Source organism: Mucilaginibacter koreensis (assembly GCF_054783355.1).
The window spans coordinates 151707-177369 of the sequence record NZ_BAAGQS010000001.1 but is presented as its reverse complement, the minus strand read 5'-3'; the positions used below and the strand labels follow the sequence as shown (position 1 = coordinate 177369).

General features: G+C 44.8%; 21 protein-coding genes. 11 read left to right on the top strand and 10 right to left on the bottom strand.

Annotated features, from left to right (window positions below; genetic code table 11):
* Positions 1-130: 130 nt before the first annotated feature.
* The 4 genes from ACYVNW_RS00775 to galB all read right to left on the bottom strand — a co-directional run bounded on the left by ACYVNW_RS00775 (position 131) and on the right by galB (position 6204).
* Positions 131-1972 carry an ABC transporter ATP-binding protein gene (locus tag ACYVNW_RS00775; protein WP_460677923.1) on the bottom strand — a complete coding sequence of 614 codons (1842 nt, stop codon included), beginning with the start codon at positions 1970-1972 and terminating at the stop codon, positions 131-133.
* A gap of 135 nt (positions 1973-2107) precedes the next feature.
* Positions 2108-2734 carry a CatA-like O-acetyltransferase gene (locus ACYVNW_RS00770; RefSeq protein ID WP_460677922.1) on the bottom strand — a complete coding sequence of 209 codons (627 nt, stop codon included), beginning with the start codon at positions 2732-2734 and terminating at the stop codon, positions 2108-2110.
* A gap of 1 nt (position 2735) precedes the next feature.
* Positions 2736-3614 carry an HAD family hydrolase gene (locus ACYVNW_RS00765; protein WP_460677921.1) on the bottom strand — a complete coding sequence of 293 codons (879 nt, stop codon included), beginning with the start codon at positions 3612-3614 and terminating at the stop codon, positions 2736-2738.
* 166 nt (positions 3615-3780) lie between these two features.
* On the bottom strand, positions 3781-6204 hold the full coding sequence (gene galB / locus ACYVNW_RS00760; protein ID WP_460677920.1) for a beta-galactosidase GalB: 2424 nt from the start codon (positions 6202-6204) through the stop codon (positions 3781-3783).
* 301 nt (positions 6205-6505) lie between these two features.
* Here galB and ACYVNW_RS00755 point away from each other — a divergent pair, with 301 nt between their 5' ends.
* The 3 genes from ACYVNW_RS00755 (at position 6506) to ACYVNW_RS00745 (ending at position 9064) form a co-directional block, all read left to right on the top strand.
* Positions 6506-7327 (top strand): 5'-nucleotidase, lipoprotein e(P4) family, encoded by an 822-nt coding sequence (locus ACYVNW_RS00755; protein ID WP_460677919.1) that lies wholly within the window; start codon positions 6506-6508, stop codon positions 7325-7327.
* Between the two features lie 104 nt (positions 7328-7431).
* Positions 7432-8298 carry an aldose 1-epimerase family protein gene (locus ACYVNW_RS00750; protein WP_460677918.1) on the top strand — a complete coding sequence of 289 codons (867 nt, stop codon included), beginning with the start codon at positions 7432-7434 and terminating at the stop codon, positions 8296-8298.
* A gap of 10 nt (positions 8299-8308) precedes the next feature.
* On the top strand, positions 8309-9064 hold the full coding sequence (locus ACYVNW_RS00745; protein WP_460677917.1) for a class I SAM-dependent methyltransferase: 756 nt from the start codon (positions 8309-8311) through the stop codon (positions 9062-9064).
* A 176-nt stretch (positions 9065-9240) separates the two neighbouring features.
* On the opposite strand, the gene ACYVNW_RS00740 is transcribed toward ACYVNW_RS00745, so the two are convergent.
* Both ACYVNW_RS00740 and ACYVNW_RS00735 read right to left on the bottom strand, forming a co-directional pair.
* Positions 9241-11913, bottom strand: coding sequence for a DNA gyrase/topoisomerase IV subunit A (locus ACYVNW_RS00740; protein ID WP_460677916.1), 2673 nt, complete (start codon positions 11911-11913; stop codon positions 9241-9243).
* A 216-nt stretch (positions 11914-12129) separates the two neighbouring features.
* Entirely contained in the window at positions 12130-12642 is a 513-nt protein-coding gene (locus ACYVNW_RS00735) for a YdeI/OmpD-associated family protein (RefSeq protein ID WP_460677915.1), read from the bottom strand.
* A 173-nt stretch (positions 12643-12815) separates the two neighbouring features.
* Between ACYVNW_RS00735 and ACYVNW_RS00730 the strand changes: the two genes are divergently transcribed.
* Positions 12816-13244 carry a nuclear transport factor 2 family protein gene (locus ACYVNW_RS00730; protein ID WP_460677914.1) on the top strand — a complete coding sequence of 143 codons (429 nt, stop codon included), beginning with the start codon at positions 12816-12818 and terminating at the stop codon, positions 13242-13244.
* A 53-nt stretch (positions 13245-13297) separates the two neighbouring features.
* Here the strand turns inward: ACYVNW_RS00730 and ACYVNW_RS00725 are convergent, their stop codons facing one another.
* The 4 genes from ACYVNW_RS00725 to ACYVNW_RS00710 form a co-directional block, all read right to left on the bottom strand.
* The gene (locus ACYVNW_RS00725) at positions 13298-13960 is read right to left on the bottom strand and encodes a GDSL-type esterase/lipase family protein (RefSeq protein ID WP_460677913.1); all 663 of its coding nucleotides are present in this window, start codon (positions 13958-13960) and stop codon (positions 13298-13300) included.
* Complete coding sequence (locus ACYVNW_RS00720) at positions 13957-14451, bottom strand: cytidine deaminase (RefSeq protein ID WP_460677912.1); 495 nt, start codon at positions 14449-14451, stop codon at positions 13957-13959. The genes ACYVNW_RS00725 and ACYVNW_RS00720 overlap by 4 nt, the downstream gene beginning before the upstream one ends.
* A gap of 151 nt (positions 14452-14602) precedes the next feature.
* On the bottom strand, positions 14603-16498 hold the full coding sequence (locus ACYVNW_RS00715; protein ID WP_460677911.1) for a DNA topoisomerase IV subunit B: 1896 nt from the start codon (positions 16496-16498) through the stop codon (positions 14603-14605).
* A 108-nt stretch (positions 16499-16606) separates the two neighbouring features.
* The gene (locus tag ACYVNW_RS00710; RefSeq protein WP_460677910.1) at positions 16607-17248 is read right to left on the bottom strand and encodes a hypothetical protein; all 642 of its coding nucleotides are present in this window, start codon (positions 17246-17248) and stop codon (positions 16607-16609) included.
* Between the two features lie 323 nt (positions 17249-17571).
* On the opposite strand from ACYVNW_RS00710, the gene ACYVNW_RS00705 reads away from it, so the two are divergent.
* From ACYVNW_RS00705 to ACYVNW_RS00675, 7 genes are all read left to right on the top strand, one after another.
* Positions 17572-18408: a beta-1,6-N-acetylglucosaminyltransferase gene (locus ACYVNW_RS00705; RefSeq protein ID WP_460677909.1), complete on the top strand. Its 837-nt coding sequence runs from the start codon at positions 17572-17574 to the stop codon at positions 18406-18408.
* Between the two features lie 224 nt (positions 18409-18632).
* Complete coding sequence (locus ACYVNW_RS00700; protein ID WP_460677908.1) at positions 18633-19343, top strand: TolC family protein; 711 nt, start codon at positions 18633-18635, stop codon at positions 19341-19343.
* Positions 19343-21523 (top strand): exopolysaccharide transport family protein, encoded by a 2181-nt coding sequence (locus tag ACYVNW_RS00695; protein WP_460677907.1) that lies wholly within the window; start codon positions 19343-19345, stop codon positions 21521-21523. Before ACYVNW_RS00700 ends, ACYVNW_RS00695 begins: the two co-directional genes overlap by 1 nt.
* A gap of 23 nt (positions 21524-21546) precedes the next feature.
* Complete coding sequence (locus tag ACYVNW_RS00690) at positions 21547-22740, top strand: glycosyltransferase (protein ID WP_460677906.1); 1194 nt, start codon at positions 21547-21549, stop codon at positions 22738-22740.
* A 5-nt stretch (positions 22741-22745) separates the two neighbouring features.
* The gene (locus tag ACYVNW_RS00685) at positions 22746-22895 is read left to right on the top strand and encodes a hypothetical protein (protein WP_460677905.1); all 150 of its coding nucleotides are present in this window, start codon (positions 22746-22748) and stop codon (positions 22893-22895) included.
* Complete coding sequence (locus ACYVNW_RS00680) at positions 22895-24391, top strand: O-antigen ligase family protein (RefSeq protein ID WP_460677904.1); 1497 nt, start codon at positions 22895-22897, stop codon at positions 24389-24391. The genes ACYVNW_RS00685 and ACYVNW_RS00680 overlap by 1 nt, the downstream gene beginning before the upstream one ends.
* Positions 24388-25614, top strand: a complete 1227-nt coding sequence (locus ACYVNW_RS00675) for a glycosyltransferase (RefSeq protein ID WP_460677903.1) — start codon at positions 24388-24390, stop codon at positions 25612-25614. Before ACYVNW_RS00680 ends, ACYVNW_RS00675 begins: the two co-directional genes overlap by 4 nt.
* Positions 25615-25663: the final 49 nt, after the last annotated feature.

The window sequence follows — 25663 nt, the reverse complement described above, 5'->3', positions numbered from 1 at the left end:
TCATAGACGTACCTTGCAACAAAAACGTTACAGGTAAAATTAAAATTTTCGTGATTTATCTTACTATCAATCAATTAATTAAAAGCGTTTGAACATATATGTTTAGCCTTATTTGGTGTATAGTTAACACTTACCGGTAACCCATGGCCTGCAGGTTAAATAGTTCGGCATAGCGGCCGTCTTGTTGCAGTAATTCGGCATGGCTGCCTATTTCTGCCAATTGCCCCTTTTCCAGCACTAAAATGCGGTCGGCCATACGCACTGTAGAAAAGCGGTGCGAGATAAGCACCGCTGTTTTGCCGCGGGTAAGCTCTGAAAAACGCTCGAATACTTCGTACTCGGCACGGGCATCCAGTGCCGAAGTAGGCTCATCTAAAATTAACAACTCGGCATTGCGCATGTAAGCCCGGGCCAAAGCTACCTTTTGCCACTCACCGCCAGAAAGCTCAACCCCTTGTGCAAAGCGCCTGCCTAACATTTGCTGGTATCCGCCTGGCAGTTTAGCTACAACCGTATCGGCCAAACTCTGGCTGGCCGCCTGCTCAATACGCAACTGATTTTCCTTTTCGTCTATACGGCCGGCGGCAATGTTCAGGTTCAGCGGCATTTGGTAACGCAGATAATCCTGAAAGATAACACCGACGTGGAGGCGTAAATCTGTTAAATCGTATTCGCGCAAATCTATCCCGTCCAGCAGGATACGGCCCTCGGTGGGGTCATATAAACGGGCCAGCAGTTTGACCAGTGTAGTTTTACCCGCCCCGTTCTCACCTACCAGAGCCAGTTTCTCGCCGGGGTGCAGTGTAAAGTTGAGATGCCGGTTAGCCCATCGCTCCGAGTTTAAATAACGATAGCCTACATTTTCAAACGTGAAACCGGTTTGCATAGGATTGGGAAAGGGCAGGGCATCAGGCTTAGGCTGAATTTTGGATTGTATTTCGAAAAAGTCGAAAAAATCACGCAGGTAAATAGCGCCCTGCGATACAGTGGAAAAACGGGTTAGGATGGTTTCCATCATCGAACGCAGTTGCCTGAACGATCCTGCCAAAAATGTAAGTTCACCTACAGTAACTTCGCCTTTAATGGTGCGGTAAATGATAAACACATAAGCCCCGTAATACCCTACACTACCCAGCACTGCAAAAAACACGCCCCAGGCCGATCGGCTAATGGCCAGCTTACGATTAGCCCAGTAAAACCGGTTAGACAGCTCACTGAAGCGGCCAATGATGAAGCCCGACAGGTTGAAAAGCTTTACTTCTTTGGCCGTTTCATCGCTGGCCCCCAGATAGCGAAGATAATCCAGTTCGCGCCGTTCGGGAGTTTGGCTTCGGGTAAGCGCGTAACTTTGGTCATTAAAGTAAGATTCGCCTAAAAAGGCAGGTAAAATGGCAATCAGCAACAGCAAAATCAGCCAGGGGTTAAAAGCCATTAAACCCGCAGCCAGGAATAATATAGTGATTACATCCTGTATCTGGCTCATTACCTGGCTTAGCAGTACCGTGCGCCCAAGGGTTTGCTGGCGGGCCCGCTCAAACTTGTCGTAGAAAACCGCATCCTCAAACTGATCCAAATCCAGCGTGGCGGCATGCTCCATAATGCGGATGGACGTGTAATTGGAAAACAGATCGCCCAGCAGGCTATCCAGCAATGTAATGGCCCGGTTCAGGGCATCCGATACGATAGCTAATATCAACTCCAGCGTTACCAACTGCCACAGGTAATGACTGCTGAATGCACCATGCGTGCGGTTCAGGTTCACTACCTGGTCAATAATAAGTCGGCCTACGTAGAGCAGTGCCAAAGGCATGGCCGAACGCACAATGCGCAGGACGAAGTTGGCCAGTGTCATTTTCGGACTGGCTTTCCATACCAGTTTAAAAAACTGAGGCAGGTTATTGAGGGCTGCTAAGCGCTCTTTAAATGTTAGCTTGGGTACAGGCTGGTTTCGGGGCGGTTTGGTAAATTTCACTTCCCGGCTAATTTAATTAAAGCCTGATGATTTTTACACCGCAATAAGCGAATGGGAACTTTTAATGACAGAACGCTAAAATTGTAACCTGCTGATTACAAAATAAAAATGCAGGTATAAACAGTAACCAGGCGGCTAATTATTTAGTAATTGCTGAAACAGTTCGATATACTGCGCCACCTGCAAACCATCCATCAGCCCGTGGTGCACCGTGACCGACACCGAAAACGTTTTTTGTCCGTTGGTATCGGTTACCTTGCCAAACGTAATTTTCGGAATGCCATCATTTACCTTGTAATTACGGGCATGCGTTAAGCCGGTAAACTTAAACCAGGGGATGGTAGAATAATGAATAATATTGTCATCGTACTTGTCATCAAACAAAGATGATGATTGCTTTACCCGTTCTATTCTTTGCTGGGCTACTTCAGCAAACTCCTGCAAAGTGGGATAAAAATCCAGGTGCACAAAGCCGAAGGTGCCGTTCTCGCGCAGGATGGTTGGCCCGGCGCTTACCGAATCGTGTATATAAACTTCATTATTGTTTTCAATGCGGTACCTGAACTGTTCGATAGCAACAGCCGCGGCCATGGATTGATAGAGGTAGTAAATAAAAAACGAAACGCCGAGCTCTTTAGCCTTGCGATAAGCTATGGTGCAATCCACATCCACGGTGAAACCGAACAGCGGCTCTTCGAAACTATTAAATAATTCAAAATGCTCCCGGTGGTTCCAGGTAGCCATATCCAGGCGGGTTTTCATATTATAGCAGGCTCAGTATTTCTTTGATGTGGGTAAAACTACGGAAACGTTCATTTTGGATGCTCTCCTCAATCTGCTCGTGTGCCCAGGTAATGTGAAACGGGATATGAATGGCATAACCACCCATATTCAGTACCGGAACCACATCTGATTTCAGTGAGTTACCAATCATCAACAGTTCATCGGGTTGTATATCCAGATGCTTCACCAATTTTATATAATTAGCGTCATCCTTTTCCGACATGATTTCGATATGGTGAAAATAATGCCCCAAGCCTGATTTGCGCAGCTTACGCTCCTGGTCGAGCAGGTCACCTTTGGTGGCTACCACTAGGCGGTAGCGGCCATGCAGGGCTTTTAATACTTCTTCTACCCCTTCCAGCAGTTCGATAGGTTCATTCAGGAGCGATTTACCCAAATTCAATACCTGCTCTATGCCTTTAGCGCTGATGGTATGCGCCGAAACCTGCATCGCTGTTTCGAGCATGGAAAGCGTAAACCCTTTTACCCCATAACCATACAAGGGCAAATTGCGAATGACGATTTTAAACAACTCGTGCTGCAGCTCCTGCTGTGGCATGTATTCGCTCATCAGGTGGCAAAAATTATCTTCGGTTTTCTTAAAATAAGTTTCGTTCACCCAAAGGGTATCATCGGCATCAAAGGCTATTACTTTTACAAGCATACAATGTTTTACGAAGCTACAAAGGTATGGAAAAGTTAAAAACAGGTGTTGCAAAGTTGAATTTGGGCGGTTTCGCACCTGCTGCTGCGTGGTGCTGCGCGCAGCAGGTGCAGCAGGCGCAGCACTACGCAGCACCCTGAAGCACCGCGCAGCACCCGCAGCACTACGCAGCAGGCGCAGCAGTGGCATAAACATGTCAGTAACTTTTGGGTAGATGTAACCTACTTGCATACGGCTTCGAAGTTGGAAACTTCGAAGAGCAGGGCGAGGAGGAACGACGTTAGCCCCGCACGGAGCCACCTGCGCCTCTGTATAGCAAGCGATTGTCACACTGTCGCTCGTCACCATGATAGGATCTACATCACTTCACCTGTAACACCACGGTAGCAGGCTGTAAACCCTCGCCTGTTGCGGTTAATTTCACTACGCCTTTATTGCCTTTAGGCTGCACAATGGCCAGCGCCAGGCCATGGAAAGCTTTGCGGTAATCGGCTTTAAAAGGGTCATGGCTGATAGGGTCACCGTTATCAACACCCGCCAGTACGGCATCGCCGCTGAGGCTGAAATTGATGCGGTTATCGGCGTTGGGTACCACATTACCGGCGGCATCAAGCACCCTTACGGTAACAAAGCTCAAATCCTTGCCATCGGCTTTTAGCAGGCTGCGGTCGGCCACCAGTTCAATACGGGCCGGGGCTCCGGCGGTATGCACTTCCTGGGTCAACACCGTACGGCCATTGCGGCGCGATACTGCCCGCAAAGTACCCGGCTCAAAAGTAATTCGCCACATTACGTGTAAATCATCGCCCTGCTTTTTACGTATGCCCAGCGAGCGGCCGTTCAGGTATAATTCCACCTCATCGGCCTGGTTGTAATAAGCCCATACATCAATAGTTTGGCCGGGTTTCCAGTTCCAATGCGGCACCAAGTGCAGCACCGGCTTGTTGGTCCACTCGCTTTGGTACATGTAATACACATCTTTCGGAAAACCGGCCAGATCAATAATACCGAAATACGAACTCCGCGCCGGCCACCTGTACGGCGTAGGTTCGCCCAGATAATCAAAGCCCGTCCAGATGAACATGCCCGACAGGAAATCGTACTTTTTAATTTCTTTCCAGGTTTCCTCATGGGTTGATCCCCACTTGGCTGATACATTATCATAGGCTGATACGGTATAGTCGTCATTCATCTTACCTACCCCGTTTTTGTATTCATTATTGTTCGGCCAGCGGCGTATGCTATCTGAGGGCATATCATATACCCCACGGGTTTCCAGCGCCGAAATAGTTTCCGTGCCGATGAATTTCATACCCGGAAAAGTGGTTTGAAATTTAGCATACTGCCGGTGCGCGTAATTGTAGCCAATCAAATCCATAGCACCCGATTTAATGATATAGTTACCAGGCGAAGGGTTATTGTTGGCATCGGTAACAGGGCGGTCATCATACTGGCGAACTATGCCGGTCAGCTCGCGCGCTAAGGCAGTACCGGTGCTGTCCCATTGCTCGAGTATCTCGTTGCCTATACTCCACATCATTACGCTGGGGTGGTTGCGGTCGCGCAATAGCTGGTCCACCAAATCCTGCCGGTGCCATTCTTTAAAATACAGATGATAATCATATTTCTCCTTGGGTTTTTGCCAGCAGTCAAAAGCTTCATCCATCACAATAAAGCCCATACGATCGCACAGGTCAAGCAACTCGGGTGCCGGCGGGTTGTGTGAGGTACGGATGGCGTTACACCCCATGGCTTTAAGCAATTGTAACTGCCGCTCCAGCGCACGGGTGTTAATAGCTGCGCCCAAGCTGCCTAAATCATGGTGGTTACAAACGCCTAATATTTTTAAAGGCTGACCGTTCAGGCTAAAGCCCTTATCGGCATCAAAATTGAAATAGCGAATACCCAAAGGGATGGTGTATTCATCTATTAACTTTTGATTTTGATAAACCCGTGTAACTGCCGTGTATAAATACGGCTTGTCAACCGACCATAGCTTTGGCCGGTTAATGGTAAAGAACTGTGTAGCCTCGGTTACCGAATCAGTTAAATTCAGTTCTGCAATACTACCCGAAGCTACTGCTGCCCCTGCTGCATTCTTAATCACAGTACGTACTTGTACTGCCGTTGCACTGCCGGTTTTATTACTGATGTTCAATTTAAGCTTCACGGTAGCCAGCGCACTGCTAACTTTGGGCGTAGTCACATAGCTGCCCCAATGGTTAACAGCAATGCTTTGCGTAGTTACCAGCCATACATTACGGTAAATACCCGAGCCGGAATACCAACGGGAGTTGGGCTGGGCCGAATTATCTACCCGAACGGCAATGACATTTTTACCCTGCTGCAGCCAGGGTGTTAAATCATACCTGAATGATATATAACCATTAGGCCGCATACCCAACCGGTGATTATTGATCCATACCTCGCTTTTTTGATACACGCCGTCAAAATCAATATACACCTGCTGTCCCGACAGTATATTATTCATCTGAAAAGTTTTACGATACCAGCCAATGCCGCCGGGCAAAGCGCCGCCTTCGGGCTGGGCCGGGTTGTCTTTATCAAACTTACCTTCTATGCTCCAGTCGTGCGGCAGGTTCAGCTGGCGCCAGCCGGCATCATTAAACTGGGGTTGTGAAGCTGTAGGGGCATCGCCCAGGTAAAAGCGCCAGTCGGCATCAAAATCGGTTACGGTACGGGCAGATTGTGCAGTGCTTGTTTGCGTAAAAGCTAATAGTAAACAGCAAAATATAACAATGGAACGGTAGCTACAGGTAATCATTACAAAGCAGGTTTTTGTTAAGAAGCAACACTGCAAATTACGTTATAATCAGCATTAATATTTATAAGTATTGCCAGTTGTACTATCAGATATTTTCGTTACGAATCATTTTTACTAAACTGGAAACAATTAGCCTCAGTCAATACCAACAGTTGTTGAAACCGCAGGGCGCCTTTGTTATTCGGCCCAAGATGAATAAGTTTGCCAAAAGAATTTGCGGATACAATTGAGCTCAAAATACTTCAGTAAATGCTTTAATGAGCTGCTGCATAAATTCACGTAAAAAAGCAATCAACAGTGCATGAAAAAGCTACATAGTTCATTTTTAACCGGTTTACTGCTACTGGCCGCCTGTGCGGGCAGCAAAAAAGCAGTCACGCTTTCTTCACCTCAGGGCTTATCTATCGCCAATGGCGGCAAAGTTTGGGCCTCTTTATATCAGCAGCGGGCAGCCGAATACCAGGCCTTGTGCTTTCAGGCTTACAATATTGCCAAATTACGACTGAACGAAGCTTTGCAACATAAGGGCAACCGCCCCTTGGCTGTAGTAACCGATATTGATGAAACGGTACTGGACAACAGCCCTTATGATGCCCAGCGCGCCATTCGCAATCAGGAATATGATGCGGCCACCTGGAAACAGTGGACAGCCAAAGCCCAATGCGATACCGTACCCGGTGCACCTTCATTTTTTAAATATGCGGCGTCAAAAGGCGTTAGTGTATTTTACGTGACCAACCGCGACGAAGATGAACGCGCCGGTACTTTAAAAAATCTGCGCCTGTATAATTTCCCTTTTGCTGATGATGCCCACTTGCTACTCAAAAACGGCCCGTCGAGTAAAGAAAGCCGCCGGCAGCAGATATTGAAAGATTACGAAATTGTACTGCTGTGCGGCGATAACCTGCCCGATTTTGATGCCTTGTATGACAACCGCCCGGCCGAAGCCAACCGGACGAAAACCACACAGCAGTTGATGCAGCAATTCGGCAGCAAATACATTGTGATTCCCAATTCTTCCTATGGCGATTTTGAAGGTGCCTTGTTCAACTTTAATTACAAATTGACACCCGCACAAAAAGACTCAATAATTAAAGCAAAAATTAAACTTGGGGATCAATAATTGATTCCCTTTTTTGTGATTCTACAAATCGCAACAAGCCAAACGGAAACATGATGCCGCCTGGCTTGTTGTGCTGATACAAGCAAACTGAAAAATCATTACACATGACGGTTATTGAAAATGAGTACTTGCGGGTAACCATCAGTCCGCAAGGCGCACAGTTAACTTCTATATATAACAAGGCTGCACAAATTGAACAGCTTTGGCAGGCCAACCCGCAGGTATGGCCCTGGCATGCACCCAACCTGTTCCCGGTGGTGGGTGGTCTGGTCAATAACCAGTTGCGTGTTAACGGACAAGATTACCACCTCCCCCGCCATGGTTTCGCCCGGCAATCTGAGTTCAGGGTAGCTGAAACCGGTAAACACCATGCCTTATTTTCATTACATTACAACGAAAGCACACTGGTAAGTTACCCTTATAAGTTCAGCTTCCAGGTGATGTATGATTTGATTGAAAACGCACTGCGGGTCACTTATAAAGTATTGAACCATGACCAGCAACCTGTTTATTTTTCGGTAGGCGGACATCCGGCTTTCAATGTGCCTTTTTCTGCTGGTGAAAATTACGAAGATTACTACCTCGAATTTGAAATGCAGGAAGCATTGGAAACGCACCTGTTATCGGCGGAAGGATATTTTACCGGCCAAACACAGCCTGTAAAAGTTGAAAATAAATGCTTACCGTTAACTCGCGAGTTATTTAACCAGGATGCGCTGGTGTTTAAAAACATGCAGTCGCGCCAGGTATGTATTAAGAGCACCCGGCACGAGCATTCGCTTACGGTGGAGTTTCCGCATTTTAATTACCTGGGCTTGTGGGCCAAGCCAGGTGCCGATTTTGTATGTATTGAACCCTGGCTGGGATGCGCTGATGCAGAAGGCTTTTCGGGCAATATCAGCGAAAAAGAAGGCATCCAGAAACTGGTGCCCGGCCATGTGTTTGAAGCCGCTTATTATATCAGCATTTAATTTTCAGGCCATGATTAACCCTACACAACGCTTTTCAGACCGGGTTGAAGATTATATTAAATACCGCCCCGGCTACCCTGCTGAAGCTATTAATTATATCTTAAATCAAAGCCAGGTACAACAAGGCGCTGCTGTTGCCGATATTGGCTCAGGTACAGGTATTTCTTCAAAGTTGTTTTTGGAACGCGGTTATCAGGTTTACGGTATTGAACCCAATGAGCCAATGCGTAAAGGTGCCGAAGGTTACCTGAAAGAGCAGGCGGGCTTTATATCTGTTAATGGCAGTTCGGAACACACCACCTTGCCTGATGGCAGCGTGGATCTGGTTGTTGCCGGTACCGCCTTCCATTGGTTTAAACAGCAGGAAACCAAAGCCGAATTTCAGCGCATATTAAAACCAGGCGGCTATGTTGCTTTATTTTGGAATGTACGCAAACCCGATGCTGATGAATTTAACGTGGCTTATGAACAATTGCTTAAACAGCAGCCGGAGTACCGAGATACCAAGGAGACTTATGATAGTTATAAAGACTTGCAAAGCTTCTTCGGACCGGAAGGTTTTGAAAAGAAAATTTTTGCTCACGAACAACATTTTGATGCCGATGGCTTGGCCGGCCGGTCCCGCTCCTCTTCTTTTGTGCCGCAGCCGGGTACCGATGAGGGATTTGCCTTCTTTCAGCAACTCACCAATATATTTTCATTATACCAGGTAAACGGGCAGGTAACGTTTTATTATGATGCGGTGGTGTATATGGGTAAAATGTAAGTAGTTATTCACTTTGTTATTGTGACTGTAAAGAGAAATCTTCTTCAAGCGATAAATCTACAGTAGACCCGCTAAATGAAGATGATTTCTCCTTACAGTCGAAATGACAAAAAAGCTTTTTAAAATAAAAACGCCGTGGATGTTTGCCACGGCGTTTTATGTTTGTAGGTATCTGATTAAAACAACCCCAACTGGCTGTTCTCATCTTCTTTTATTGCATCCGGGTTGGTTACCTCAAAGCTGATGGGCTTGGGCAGCTTAATGGGTGCAGTATCCTCGCCTTTTTTATCGGCCGGGGTTTGCACAATTTCGGTGTCTTCAACCGAATCGGGTGCCGGGTCGGGTACATCGCCGGCATCATCATGCTCGGCCAGCAATTCTACCGTTTTAACGGTATGGGCCGAGAGGCGGTTACCCATAGCTTTCATACCTTTTACCTCAATTAAATCGGTCAGGTTAAGTTCAACCAGTTCCTGCACTAAGGCCTTGCCTTTTAGCTGTTCTACTTTCACCAGCGGCTGGGCTGCGCCTGAGATCACCACCAGCTTTGAGCCCGGCTCCTCGCTGATGATACTGGTTTGGCGGCCTACAGCTATGTTTTCAAACATAAAGCGCTTCACCAGGTAGTTTTTCGATTTACCATCGTAATGCACTACCGAGAATACCTTTTCAGCATCGTACTTCTCCATCAGCAGCAGCTTATCGTCAAAATGGTTGTTCAGGTCGAAGGTGCTCAGTTCGTAACTGCCGTTAGGATGCACCAGCAGTATCTTGTCATCACCATCAAACTCACCCAAGAACACACCACGACTATCAGCATTCAGGCGTTTCAATATTGGGTCGAACCATATTTTGCGGCCTGCCAGGGTAGATACGCCTTTGCTTTTCAACACAATCTTCTTCACCGGATACTTAGTCACCACGTTACCAATAGAGCTGCGGCCTTTGATGGCAATGGCAGCAAAATCTTCGTCGAACTGCAGCTTCTTCAGTTTAGAATGCGCGCGCAACTGCACGTTCACTACTTCGGCCTCACCGTTAGGGTTGGCAGAAAAGTACAATACCCGGGTACCTTTACTGCCTTTGGTGAGATCGTATTCCTTATCGCGGGTAACGCCCATTACGGCAAAGCGCTTAATGAAAGCGGTACCGCTTTCACCGTCTTTATAAATCATGTTATATACAGTGCGCTCGTCGTTCTTTTTGAACACGGCTACATGGATGATATCCTTACCCACAAACACCTTATCCTGCACCTTGGTGATGATGCAACGGCCATCACCACGGAACACAATGATTTCATCAATATCCGAGCAATCGCACACAAATTCGTCCTTTTTCAGGCCGCTGCCAATAAAGCCATCTTCACGGTTTACATAGAGTTTGGTGTTGGCCAGCGCCACCTGGGCTGCCTCTACCCTATCAAAGGTTCGCAGTTCGGTTTTACGCTCGCGGCCTTTACCGTACTTGTCCTTCAGTTTTTGAAACCAATTGATGGTATAATCGGTAAGATGCTTCAGATTATGCTTAACTTCTTTAATTTCCTGAGCCAAGGCTTTCATCTGCTCATCCGCTTTTTTCACGTCAAAACGGGTGATGCTGCTCATGGGCTTGTCGATCAGTTTTTTGTAATCCTCAGGCAGTATAGGGCGATAAAACTGATCCAGGAACGGGGCGAACAACTTGTTCAGCACTTCAACCACCACTTCGAAGTTACCGGAGTTTTCGTATTCCGGATGCTTATACATACCCTCCTGGATAAATATTTTCAACAATGAGCTGAAAAATATCTTTTCCATCAACTCATTCAGCCTGATCTGCAGTTCCAGCTTCAGCAGGCCACGGGTATGGTTGGCGCTCTCGGTCAGGATGTCGTTCACACTCATGAAGCGCGGCTTGTCATCCTGAATTACGCAGGTGTTGGGCGATATAGAAACCTCGCAGTCAGTAAAGGCATACAGCGCATCAATGGTGACATCAGGCGAAATACCCGGTGCCAGGTGCACTATAATTTCTACATGCTGGGCGGTGTTATCTTCAATCTTTTTAATTTTGATTTTACCCTTGTCATTGGCCGATATGATACTGTCAATCAGCCCGCCTGTGGTAGTGGTAAAAGGAATTTCGGTAATGGCGAGCGTCTTTTTATCACGCTCAACTATTTTAGCCCGCACACGTATCTTACCACCGCGCTGCCCTTCGTTGTACAACGAACAATCGGCGGAGCCGCCTGTAGGGAAGTCGGGTACCAGGTTCGGGCGGTTGCCGCGCAACACTTCAATGGCTGCATCGAGCAACTCAATAAAGTTATGCGGCATAATTTTGGTGGCCAAACCAACGGCAATACCATCGGCACCCTGTGCCAGCAGCAATGGGAATTTTACGGGCAGTGTAATCGGCTCGCGGTTACGGCCGTCGTAACTGGCCTGCCAGTCGGTAGTATCGGGATTGAACACTACATCGTTGGCAAATTTCGATAAGCGCGCTTCGATGTAACGGGGTGCCGCGGCAGAGTCGCCGGTAATAGGGTCGCCCCAGTTACCCTGGCAATCAATCAATAAGTTTTTCTGGCCTATCTGCACCATGGCATCGCCAATGGAAGCATCACCGTGCGGGTGATACTTCATGGTATTACCGATGACGTTGGCTGCTTTATTGAAGCGCCCGTCATCCATTTCTTTCAGCGAGTGCAGAATGCGGCGCTGTACCGGTTTCAAGCCATCATTAATGTGCGGTACGGCACGGTCTAAGATCACATAAGAGGCATAATCCAAAAACCAGTTCTCATACAATCCGTCTAACGGAATCACATTATGAAGTACTTCGTTGTTATCTGGTGTATCTGACATGTTATTAAATATCTTTTCTCCCTCCCTGGTTAAATGGACAAATTCATCGGCATTACAACTCAATCTTAATGATTAAGATATTTTAAAATTGATGGTAATTTGCGATTGAACTTACCTTTAAAAAACGCGCTGTTAAGAGCAATTTCTGGTGGGATTTAACAGACAAATATAATGAAAACGTGGCTAAATTCCGCTATAAAATAGTGTGAAAGCAGCTTAAAATTGAGACTTTTTTAACGACCTAAGCATTTGCGCATAATTCATTTTTTGCGCTAAGGCATTTACCGTTTGCACTACACGGCTGGCACGTGTTGGCGCTGTTTTGGCACTGTCAATCCACTTGATAAAATAGCCGCGGTGCGATTCGGCCAGGCTTTTGAAATAAGCTTCGGCTTCAGGCTCATCCGCAAAACATTCGGTTAGTTCTGCGGGAACAATAAACTTAAAATCATCATTCACTTCTAGCATTACGTTAACGGTAGCACCATGGCGGCGGCCCATGGCTTTTAATAACTCGGCACGCAAAGAGAGGATAAAGTTACCCTCACCCATAGGCACTAAAGCCAAGCCTTGGATAGGGAAGTTATCTACTTTACCTTTTATCCTGAATGATTTTTTATTGTTCGGTTTCAGCTGTTGAGCAATATCGGCAGAGACATCAATATACGTCCAACCGGTTTTTTCGCCCTGTTCACCAAATTTTAAAATAATGGCCTGAAATTCTACCATGATGATAAGTAATTGACAATCAATAAAGTAGGTTAAAAATCAGATTAAAAAATTTGTTAAGATATGTTAAATTATAAAATAAACCAAATTTCTTGTAACGTTTCGTAGTGAGGCACTGTCTTATGGGTATAAATAACAAAATTAATTTTTTAACCGCCTTAACATTACATAACATGAAAACCTTAAAATCAATCTTAACCGCCTTAGTATTATTTATTGGCTTTACTGCTGCAAAAGCAAATGACAATGCCCCTGTTTTACCTCTGCATGATTACGCTGTTTACACTTACGTAAACGCAATGTGCCATGGCCAGCTTACCGGCATTGAAGATGTGCTGGACAAAAATGTACAGTTTAGCTCAGTGCATGGTAAACAAGTAATTACTTCTGACAAAGCAGAGGTGATGCAATACCTGAAAGACAATAAAAATGTAGAGCAAAACTGCACCGTTAGCACCTCAGTGGTTGAAAGCAACGACGATGTGACCGTAGTAAAAGTGACCATGAAATATTCAGATTTCGTTCGCACTAACTATGTAACCATTGCCAACACCAGCACCGGCTGGAAAATTACCAACGTACACTCTGTTTACAAATCATAGTGTTTTATTTTGTTTGATGGAAAAAGGCCGCTTATGCGGCCTTTTTGCGTTAATTAGTTGCGTATATCTTTTTTCAGCACTTGCTCCCAGCGATCATAACCTTTACTGTTGAGGTGCAGGTAATCGGAGTTGAACAGTGATGAATCGGGCAGGAATGTTTTGGGGTTAAATAGCACTGTATTTACATCAATGTAATGACCATGAGGTTTGCCCTTTAAGTATTTTTTAATCAGCTGATCGGCCAGTAAAACTTCATTGTAAGATTTGGCACGCACCGGGCTCATTTTTATCGACATGAAATAAATTTCAGCTTTAGGCAGGTGCTGACAGGTAAGTTTCCAAAATGTTTCAAAATCAGCCTCTACTTGCTGGGCTGTGCGGCCACCGGCAATATCATTTTCGCCGGCATACAAAAATATCTTGGAGGGCTGATAAGGATACACCACATAAGGCATGTAATATTTAATCCATTGCCACAGCTCGGAGCCACCTACGCCACGCTTAATAATGGGTTGTTCTGCAAAGCGTTTATCTAAATCCGTCCATTTACGAATGGAAGAACTCCCAATAAACAGATACCCACCCGGCTTAGGCATACCCAGGCTATCCTGATGTTTATACTCACGTATCTCGTTATCAAACGGAAAGCCTGTTTGGGCGAACGTAGCAGTGCTGAACAGTATACCTGCCAGCAACCCTATCAATTTTAATTTCATACTTGTGGAATTAAGCGGTCTTCAAAAAACAGGAAGGGCAGGAAACTTTCTATACCATTGGTAATCCATACCGGTCCGTTTTGGCAATATAGTAAAATGCGGATACGCTGCTTCTGTTTCTTTTCATATTCGGCCAGCACCTGCAGGCAGGAGCCACAAGGCGTTACCGGTTGGGTGAGCAAAAAATCGTTGGTATGAGCCGTAATGGCAATGGCTTCAATCGGGTCGTCCGGGTGGTTGGCACCCCAATGGAATAAAGCTACCCGCTCGGCACATAAACCTGATGGATAAGCCACATTTTCCTGATTGCTCCCATATATAACGCGGCCGCTTTGTAGGCGCAGGGCAGCCCCTACTTTAAAGCGTGAATAGGGCGAATGTGAATGAGTAAGCGCTTTTACAGCTTCCTGGCACAAAGTATAATCGTTAGACTGAAGTTCGCTCAGTTCGGCATACTCTTCAAAAGCTATTTTTATTTCGTGGTTAGTCATCTTGTAGCGCCTTCTGAAAAAGAAGGGCAAACAATATAGCATTATTTTATTTACCACGCAACCCTGACAGCGCAAAATGCAACTATGGTTTATAAATAAAAAAAGGAGCGAAATATCTTTCCGCTCCTTAATATCTGATGAATGTAACCGCTTAAGCCACTTCCAAAGTTACTTCTTCGGAAGCCGGGACAGCCACCAGCGGGTTTACGCTTTCGTCGTCTTTTTCTACCCGCAGGTTGTTTACAATATGCTGCTGGCGGGTTGGGGTATTTTTGCCCATAAAATATTCCAGCAAGCCTTTAATATTGGCATCTTTCAGAATTACCGGATCCAGGCGCATATCTTTACCAATAAACAATCCAAACTCTTCAGGCGAGATCTCTCCCAAACCTTTAAAGCGGGTAATTTCGGGCTTGTTGCCCAGTTTGGCAATCGCATTGCGGCGCTCTTCGTCGCTGTAGCAATAAATAGTTTCCTTTTTGTTACGCACCCGGAACAACGGTGTTTGCAGGATAGACACATGCCCGGCCTTCACCAAATCGGGGAAGAACTGCAAAAAGAAGGTCATCAGCAGCAGACGGATGTGCATACCATCCACGTCGGCATCAGTAGCGATGACGATGTTATTATAGCGCAGACCATCTAAACCATCCTCAATATTCAGGGCGTGCTGCAGCAGGTTAAATTCTTCGTTCTCATACACCACTTTTTTGGTGAGCCCGAAGCAGTTCAAAGGCTTACCTTTCAAGCTGAATACCGCCTGGGTGAGCACATCCCGAGATTTGGTGATGGAACCGCTGGCGCTGTCGCCCTCGGTGATGAACAAGGTAGTATCTTGTTTACGCTCGTGGTTATCTTCAAAGTGCAGTTTGCAATCGCGCAGTTTGCGGTTGTGCAACGATGCTTTTTTAGCCCGCTCATTGGCCAGCTTTTTAATGCCGGCAATATCTTTACGCTCGCGTTCTGATTGCAGGATGCGCTTTAACAAAGCATCGGCCGTTGCCGGGTTTTTATGCAGGAAATTGTCCAGTTCATTCTTTACAAAATCGTTCACAAAACCACGAACCGTCGGCCCATCAGGACCAACATTAAGGGAACCTAACTTGGTTTTTGTTTGCGACTCGAATACCGGCTCCTGCACTTTAACAGCAATGGCACCTACAATAGAGGAACGCACGTCAGCTGCATCAAATTCCTTTTTGTAAAATTCGCGAATGGTTTTTACTACTGCCTCGCGAAAGGCTGCCTGGTGGGTACCGCCCTGGGTGGTATGCTGCCCGTTTACAAATGAGTAATATTCCTCGCCGTATTGCTGACCGTGCGTCATGGCTATTTCAATATCCTCCCCTTTCAGGTGGATAATTGGATAACGCAGGTTTTCGGCATCGGTATGGCGCAGCAAAAGGTCTTTTAAACCGTTTTCAGAGAAAAATTTCTGCCCGTTGAAATTAATGGTTAAACCGGCGTTTAGGAACACATAATTCCAAATCATGTTCTGCACAAACTCAGGGATAAACCGGTAGTTACGGAAAATAGAATCGTCCGGATAGAACTGAATTGCCGTACCGTTGCGCTGCGTAGTTTCCTTTTCAGGTTCATCGCGCACAATCTCACCTTTGGCAAACTCGGCCACCTTCGTACGGCCATCACGGTACGATTGTACCACAAATTGGGTAGATAGTGCATTTACGGCCTTAGTACCTACACCATTTAAGCCTACTGATTTCTGGAAAGCTTTGCTGTCATATTTACCGCCGGTATTAATTTTAGATACACAATCAATTACTTTGCCCAGCGGAATACCACGACCATAATCGCGCACGCTTACTTTATGGTCGCTCAGGTTAATTTCAATGGTGCGGCCGGCCCCCATTACAAACTCATCAATACAGTTATCTACAATCTCCTTCAGCAATACATAAATACCATCATCATAAGCTGAGCCATCGCCCAGTTTACCAATGTACATCCCCGGCCGCAGGCGGATGTGCTCCTTCCAGTCGAGCGAGCGGATACTGTCTTCACTGTAATTTATATTCTCTGCCATAAATCAATTTTATAATTAAGGGATGCAGTGAGCTAAAAGGCACCAACTGCCAAAAGTAGTGCTTTCTGCTCAATTTCACACCACTCAAATATACTAAATATATTAGTATTATTTAAATTTAAGACAGTTTTTAAGCCGGTTAATGTTTCTGAAAAATGCAGGGCCGCGGTCATTGGTGAGGCACATGACCAACACATTACCCACATGGTTTTTTTGCAGGGTAATTAACAAAGCATAGCTGTAGTGCTTGGTTGCAGGCGAGTCCTTTATGTCCACTAAATAAGTTTTACCGGCATCTGCGTTATATTCATCCAGGGTGTTGGGCCGCAGGTTCCGCTCAAAATAAGTACCGTCGGCACTCAGGGCCTCTGCTTTAAATTTGCCCGCTTTAAGGTAAGCCGAATCGGGGTTGATGCCCGGCTGTTTATTTTCGGCTTGTGCGCGCTCATAAGATTGCCAGCTTTGCTTCAATGGTGTTAACTGAAACCAAATTTCAAAATCCTGTCCGGGTAAGGTAAGTCCGTAATCAAAATCACTATTTCCCTGTGCGTAATTGCCTGCTTCTTTAAAACCTGCAACCGGAGTGTATACCATCCCTGCCTCAGCCAAAGCTTTATTAAACTTTACAATGCCGGCGGTACGCTTTTGGTTGCGCTGAGGATGAGTATTAAATGTTGCAGAAGTAATAAGTATAACGAGCGTTACCACTATTACTGATGACAGGTAATACCATAGTGTTTTCAACTTCATTCGTTAGTAACAATAATTGGTACAAGGTTGTGCAGAAATTTTATCACTTTTTAGCACCTGTACACAAATTCAACAATACCATTAATATTAATTCACGCTTTTTTACGATTTAAACAGCCTAAAAATGGTACTTAATAGATTATTATAAAGTAACATTTTTATTACAATTCATTTATCATGAAGTAAAGATATACTGATTATCACTTTAATAGCTTTATATTGAAACCTGTAAATTATCTGTTTTTTTGTTTATGGTTTAATCCATGAACCGATACTAAGAGATTACTGCTACCTTCGTTAACCTTGCCCGAAGATATATATCAATGAAAGTTGCCAACCTTATTGTTACGTATACCAATCCCCGGCTTACCGAACGGTTGATTGAAAGATTGGGCCACGAACATTTTGATTACTACATACACGTAGATAAGAAAAAGGACATTGAAACTTACCGCTATCTTACCAAATACCCCAATGTTTTTTTAGTATCAAAGCGCATTGATGTGCGCTGGGCAGGCTTTAATACCACCAGGGCTGTGTTCAGCTGTGTAAAGGAAGCACTGGAAAGCGGCAAAAAATACGATTACTTCAATTTATTGAGCGGGCAGGATTATCCTATTAAATCTTCAGCGTATATAGTTGATTATTTAAGGAGCAATTACGGAAAGCAATATATCGAATACTCGGATATTGATAAAGACTGGATTGAAGCCAAAATCAGGCTGCGGCAGTATGATTTTGCCAATTTTAATATTCCGGGGAAGCATTTAATGCAACGTATTGTTAATGCTGTTTTACCCGATCGTAAAATACCTTTCGGCATGAAACCTTATGGCAAAAGCATGTTCTGGATGCTGACGCCTGACAAAGCCGAATATGTACTCAGAAAAGTTGAAAACAGCAGAAAGCTGTGGCGATTTTTTACTTTTACTTGGGGTGGTGATGAAATTGTTTTTCAAACCCTGCTGCTCAACTCGCCTTATAAAAACGAGATTGTGAACGATGATTGCCGCTACATTGACTGGTCGGCCGGGGGCGGGCACCCCAAAACATTAGGCATTGAGGATTACGATGCCCTTAAAAATTCTGCAGATTTATTCGGCCGTAAGTTCATTCCGGATGGTGAGGGCGAAATTTTCGATTTGCTTGACCAGCTTTAAAAGTATGAGTTAACTCCTGCTTTAAATTCAATCCGTTTACAGCACGTTTCACATAATTTACCAACAATTATTCATAATTTGATATACTAATCGTTATTTTAGCACGGTACTGTATAAATTAAGGAAACCAAAAAGGCGCCTTATTTCGTATGCAGATAAAAAGCAGTGCCAAAACAGATAACCGAATTATCAGTTAGCCTGAATTAAGTAGATTGTAGACTTAGATGAATAAACTTTATACCCCGCTTTTTTTACTGTTGCTATCCGGGTTTTTTATTTCGCAAACCGCATCTGCGCAGATTACCACTGCGCAAACCTCCATTATTCCTAATATATCAGAAGAGTATATTGACCGGTTGGTTGCTGTTGCACAGGCTTATTATCCGCGTGTAAAAGCAAACACGGCCCGCGTAAACATTGCCCGTAACAACATCGGCAAAGCCAAAATATCCTGGTTTGATTCCTTTACATTTTCATACCTGTACCAGCCCAGCCAAACCACGGTGGTAAATCCGCAGCAGCCGGCTTACAGTTATTTTAACGGTATACAGGCAGGTTTATTTTTAAATTTGGGTACCATATTGCAAAAGCCCTATCAAATTCGCCAAAGCAAAGAAGAACTGGTGGTAGCCAACCGCGACCGCGACGAATACCTGATTACCCTTTCTACCGAAGTACGCACCCGTTATTATACCTATATCCGCCTGCTGGTGGGCCTCAGAAATTTAACACAGGCGGTAATTGACGCCAGCAACTCGGTTCAAGAGATCAAAAACCGCTATCAAAAAGGCGAAGATACTTTTGACAATTATAACCGGGCACAAAACACCTTTGCTACCCAGCTTGATCTGAAATATCAGGGTGAAGCCAATTTACTGATCGCAAAAGCCCAGTTAGAGTCATTGTTAGGCGATAAGATTGAAAACATTAAGTAATGGAACTGCGTAACTTTTTCAAGCTGCTTTATAAGCACAAGCTAACGCTTGTAATTGTGCCGGTTGTGGCAGTCATCATTACCTTTTTTTTGGTGCGTAACCAGGCAGATACCTATATGTCGCAATCGCAGATTGCTACCGGTATAGTTGACCAAACCCAAAAACAAAGCGGCAGCACCATCAGCGATGCCACCGACCTCATCCAGGATTCGCAGGTATCGCAGGAGTTCAGCAACCTGATCCAGATTATCCAATCTAAAAAAATGCTGGATCAGGTATCATACCAGTTGATGCTGCATGATTTAAAAAGCGATCACCCTTTCCGCAAACCCAGCAAATTGCTGCTCCAGTTAAACGAGGATGCGCGCGACCATGCCATTGACGTATATACTGATAAGTATAACAAACGTGAGCCGCTTTCGCTGTTCAGTTCTGATGAAAGCGGACTGCAAAAAGTTTTAGCTTCAATGGGTTACGATGGAGAATCGTTGAAAAAGAAACTGAGCGTTTACCGTGCTGACGCCAGCGACTTTATCAATATTGAATACGAATCAGAAAACCCGCAGCTTTCTGCTTTAACGGTAAATACTTTAACCAATGAGTTTATTAACTATTACACCTCGTTAGTTAAAAACAACCAGGTACGGGCCGTCACCTTTTTGGGTAAAGAGGTACAAACCAAAATGGATACCCTGAACCACCGCACCGAGGCGCTGAAAAATTATAAAATTCGTAACCAGGTACTGAACCTGGAAGAAGAGGCCCGTACCCTGTATGGCCAGATTGCTGATTTTGAAACCCGTTTAGCGCAAGCCAAACGCGAATCCGTTTCTAACTATGCGGCCATGAATAGCATTGACAAGCAGTTTCGCCCTAATGACCGCCGCTACCTGGAGGCTTCATTAACCCGTATTAACCAGCAGATTTTAAACAGTCGTACACAGCTCGAAGCATTAAACCAGCAATATATTGAGAGCGGTTTTGAAGAAAGCTACCGCCCGCGTATCGATTCACTTACCCGTGTTATCGCCAACCAAATCAATCAGTCTGGCGATAAGTATATTGTTAACCCATTAAATACCAAAGCCAATTTAATTCAGCAAAAGCTGAACCTGCAGGTGCAGTATGATTTATCGCGCAACAGTATTGGAGCCATCAATAACGAGTTAACCAAGCTTAACAAAAAGCTGACTGTACTGGTACCCAATGAAGCTGTAATTCAAGCTTACGAAAGCTCTATTGCTTTAGCCCGCGAAGAGTACACCAACATTTTGGCCCGTTACAATCAAACCCGTATGGAGGCTGATTTTGCCATTCAGCTGCGCCAGATACAAACCGGTATGCCGGGACAGGCCCAGCCTTCTAAAAAAATGCTGCTGGTCATTATCAGTGGTATTGTCACTTTCATATTTGGGGTAGTGATTTTATTTGGCTTGTTCTTGCTGGATAAAAGTGTACACTCTCCGCGCGAACTGGCCAACAGCACCAAAGTACCGGTGGTAGGCTATTTGTACAGGCTGGGCGGCTCTACAGTTGATTTACGTAAAGTTTGGAATGACACCGATACCGATGGCGAAATGAGACTTTTCCGTAACCTGCTGCAATCTATCCGTTTCGAGATAGACAATATCCTGGCAGGCCGCAAGGTGGTATTGATTAATAGTTTAAGTCAGAGTGAGGGGAAAACCTTTTTGGCCATGAACCTGGCTTATGCTTATTCATTAATTAACAAACGCGTGTTGCTGATTGATGGTAATTTTGCCAACACGGGTATTACCCGCACGGTAAATGCCCGTTTGTTTATCGAAGATTATTTGAAAGGCACCTTACCTGATACCAGCCTGGTTACCAACTCAAAAATTACCATTTTGGGCAATAAGAACGGCGACATCTCAATATTGGAAGTAAGCGATGAAAAGCGCATTAAAGAGCGCCTGAACCGCCTGAAAGAAATGTTTGATGTGATTATTATTGAGTCATCAGCCTTAAATACGCTCAATAAATCAAAAGAGTGGACATTGTTTGCCGATAAGGTTTTTACCGTATTTAAAGCCGGCAACAGTATAAAAGATACACAAAAACCAAACCTGAGATATTTAAAATCATTAAACAAGCGCTTTGCCGGCTGGATACTCAATGAAGTAGAACAAGACCAGCAGGTAGCCGATGTACGCGAATAATTCACCATTTAAAAGTGTAGCGCATGGCAATTATTAAAGTGATATGGATAGCATTTCAGGTAATTATCGGGTATAATTTATTTTTACCCTTTTTACTTTTTGTATGGTATAGCCTTAAGCGGCCTAAAGCTTACCTGACGGCTAACACTACCCCACCCGCCGAAGCCGATTATGCTATCATTGTAACCGCTTATCAGCAGGTAACAGGTATACCCGATGTGGTAGATTCGCTATTGAAACTGGATTACAGCAACTACCTGATTTACGTTGTAGCCGATAAATGCGACATCAGCAGCCTGCACTTTGAAGATGAGCGTGTAATTGTTTTACGCCCCGAGGAAACGCTGGCCAGCAATACCCGTTCGCACTTTTACGCCATCCACCGCTTTAAGCGCCCGCACGAACGCCTTACTATTATTGATAGTGATAACCTGGTAGAGCCGGATTATTTAAAGCAGCTGGATGTTTATTTCAATTTAGGCTTTAAAGCCGTACAAGGTATCCGCGAAGCTAAAAATCTGAATACCACCTATGCCTGCCTGGATGCAGCACGTGATATTTACTACCATTATTATGATGGTAAATTGCTGTTTAACCTGGGTTCATCAGCTACTCTGTCGGGCTCGGGCATGGCCTTTACAGTGCAACTGTATCGCGATTGCCTGGAGCATTTGGATGTAACCGGTGCCGGTTTTGATAAAGTACTTCAAAATGCCATCCTCAACCGCAACGAGCGCATTGCTTTTGCAGGTAAAGCGGTGGTATATGACGAGAAAACCACCCATTCTGATCAGTTGGTGAAGCAACGTTCCCGCTGGATCAATACCTGGTTTAAGTATTTCAAGTATGGCTTTGCCTTGTTCTTTAAAGGTATGAGCCGTTTTAACCGCAACCAGTTTTTGTTCGGTTTAATTTTGCTGCGCCCGCCGCTGTTTATCTTTTTGTTGCTGGCTGTGGTTTGTATGCTGGCAAATTTCTTTATCAGCTTACCGGCAGTACTGGTGTGGCTACTGGGCTTTATTTTATTCACTTTAGGTTTCTATATTTCACTGGCCAAATCACCTACCGACAGGCGCATTTATCAGTCGCTGGTAAATATTCCGAAATTTATCTTTTATCAGGTACTCTCGCTGCTAAAAGTGCGTAAGGCTAACCAGCATTCGGTGGCTACCACTCACTCGTACAACAGCAGTAATAACGAAACCTTAAAACGTTAACCGCCATGAGAATTAACCCTACAGAAAAAGCCCTGCGCAACAACCGGATTGACCCGGCCGAGCAGGCGCGCATAGATAAAATTACCCGTAAAGTAGCCATTGCCGTGGCCTTTGTAAGCACTTACTTTTTTATTATTAAAATTCTGTTTTTATAGTGGCCAAATCACTAAAAAAAATATTTATTACCGAAAAGCTGCTTAACCCTGCAGGCATTACGCTACTCACCGCAGTAGCCGTGTTTATTGGCGTAGGTATGGCTTACGGCGGCACGTTGTTCGGTATTTTATTTTTAGTGGTGCTGTTTGGCTTACCGGCAATTTACGCCACTGTAATGTACCCGCAGTTTGGCATGCTTGTGTTGTTCTTTTCTGCTCATTCCCTATTTTTCATTGCCCGGCTTGGTATTTCCGGCCCTTTCGGTACACTGATGGACGGCTTACAGGCCTTGCTAATTATAGGAGTGCTCATCAGGCAAAAGATAACCAAGCAATACGAGTGGGAGTTGTTTAAAAGCCCGATTTCAACTATAGTGCTCATCTGGATTGGCTATAACCTGTTGCAAGTGGGCAACCCCTCAGCCGATTCGCGCCTGGCCTGGTTGTATACCGTACGCGCGGTAGCAATTGTAGCCTTAACGTATTTTATATTTATGTACCAGATACGTTCGGTTAAGTTCATTCGGTTGCTGATAAAAACATGGATTGGTATTAGTTTATTTGCTGCGCTGTATGCCTTTAAACAAGAGTATTTCGGCTTTTCAACCACCGAAGAAGCTTACCTCAATTCGGCTCCTATTCTTCGCGAACTCCTCTTCATTGGCGGCCACTGGCGTAAATTTTCTATCTATTCCGATCCGGTGTCTTATTCTTACAACGCTGTTATTTCCAGCACCCTGTGCATCGGTTTGATGACAGGTAATCTCAAGCGCTGGAAGGTGATTGTACTCGGCATCATGACCTTGTTTTTCCTGAACTGTATGTTGTATTCGGGTACCCGCGGGGCAAACGTACTGTTGCCGGTAGCCATGTTTATGCTGGCTATTTTAAAGTTCAATAAAAAGATACTGGCAGCAGCTATTGTGTTTGCCGTGTTCTTTGTGATACTAATATTTATTCCTACCGGCAATCAAACTATTGTCCGTTTCCAAAGTACGTTTAAACCAAATAACGATGCTTCGTACATTGTGCGTAAACGTAACCAAAAGCGCATACAGCCTTATATACTTACCCACCCCATGGGTGGCGGTTTGGGTGCTACAGGTGTGTGGGGGCAGCGGTTCTCGCCGGGTTCATTCCTGGCCAGTTTTCCGCCCGATAGTGGCTATATCCGCGTGGCGGTAGAGCTGGGCTGGCTGGGGTTAATTGCCTTTTGCAGCCTCATGTTTATTACCATGAAAACTGGCATCAATAATTATTATAAAATTAAAGATCCTGAACTAAAGAGTTACTGCCTGGCTTGTTTGCTCATGGTATTTGCCTATAACATTGGTAACTTTCCGCAGGAGGCCATCGTACAATTTCCTTCGAACATTATATTTTACCTGTTATTGGCCTTAATTAATATCACTTACCGTTTAGATAAAGAGCAGATAGCAAAACGCAACAGCAGCCGTTTACCGGAGAATACACTACCTCAACTTGTTGAAGCATGAGTACCGAGCCCATCATCAGAAATAAAGATATTATTATTGTAGGCCAGCAACCCTGGGATGTGGAGATTGGCAGTAACTGCAAAAACATTGCCGAAGAGTTTAGCAAGCACAACCGAGTGTTATATGTAAATTCGGCTTTAGACCGCATTACCCGCTTTAAACGTAGCCATGATGAACGTGTAAAGTTCAGGAAGGAGGTAATCAGCCGCCGGCAAAATGGCTTAATCAAGGTGCATGATAACCTGTGGACTTACTATCCGGATACGCTATTAGAATCGATCAATTGGATACATCAGCACGGCTTGTTTAACTTTTTCAACAAGATAAATAACCGGCGCTTTGCAAAATCAATACAAAAGGCAATCAGTGCTTTAGGTTTTAAAGATTACCTGCTGTTTAACGATAGTGATATTTTCAAAAGTTTTTACCTGCCTGAATTACTGAAGCCTGCAGCCTGTATGTATTACTCGCGCGATTACTTGCTGACCGTAGATTACTGGAAGTTTCATGGCGCTGTACTGGAGCCGGCCCTGATTGCCAAAAGTGATGTATGTACGGCAAACTCCACGTATCTGGCCGATTATTGCAGAAAGCATAACCCACAATCCTACTATGTAGGCCAGGGCTGCGATTTGGAGGTATTTACCAACTATGACCAAACCATTGCCTTGCCGGCAGATATAGCTGCTTCAAAAGGTCCGATTATAGGTTATGTAGGCGCTTTGCAAAGCATACGGCTGGATATTGATTTACTGGCTTATATTGCCCGCCAAAAGCCTGAATGGACAATTGCCTTGGTAGGCCCCGAAGATGATGTATTTAAGGCCAGCCAACTGCACCAGATAGAAAATGTAAAGTTTTTGGGTGCCAAACCCGGCACCGAGGTACCGGCCTACATCAGCAGCTTTGATGTGTGCCTGAACCCGCAGGTACTGAATCAGGTTACCATCGGTAACTATCCGCGCAAAATAGATGAATACCTGGCTATGGGCAAACCCGTAGTAGCAACCCGTACCGAGGGCATGCGCATTTTTGAAAATCATACCTATTTGGCTATAACCGGGGATGATTATGTTGAATTGATTGACAAAGCTTTAAAAGAAAATACACCCCAACTGCAGCAAGAGCGTATAGCTTTTGCCAACACGCATAGCTGGGAAAACAGCGTAAAAGCTATTTATGAAGCCTTTACCGTAGTTAAACCCGGCCTGGCAGCCGGTTGATCGTAAAAGCTGCTGAACATTGTTCTATATTTATCGTAAACATTGAATC